This is a genomic window from Chromohalobacter sp. HP20-39, assembly GCF_033052815.1.
Classification (GTDB): domain Bacteria; phylum Pseudomonadota; class Gammaproteobacteria; order Pseudomonadales; family Halomonadaceae; genus Chromohalobacter.
In genome coordinates this window covers 1-254 of sequence record NZ_JAWHTP010000917.1, presented here as the reverse complement: position 1 = coordinate 254, position 254 = coordinate 1, and the positions used below count along the sequence as shown (strand labels likewise).

Here is a 254-nt window from a genome sequence, read left to right as displayed (position 1 = left end):
AGCGTTCCGGTCGTCGAACCCGAGACGATGTTGTTGATGTTCGCCGCCGCGCCATTGCCGCCGCTGGCGCCATAGTAGCCGGTGCCGCCTGCACCGCCGATGATGGTGCCGTTGACCTGGACGGCGCCACCGTTCGAACTGCCACTTGCGGTCGCGCTCGCACCGCCACCGGCTCCCCCGGTCCCACCGGCATAAGAGGCCGTGCCGCCGCTTCCACCGACTGCACTCGCGGTGACATTCGTGGAAGAGGAGTC

At 68.1% G+C, this 254-nt stretch carries 1 protein-coding gene; it reads right to left on the bottom strand.

Annotated features, from left to right (window positions below; translation table 11 throughout):
• The coding region (locus tag RVY79_RS20645) for a hypothetical protein (RefSeq protein WP_411161772.1) at positions 1-254 on the bottom strand (254 nt) is incomplete at both ends.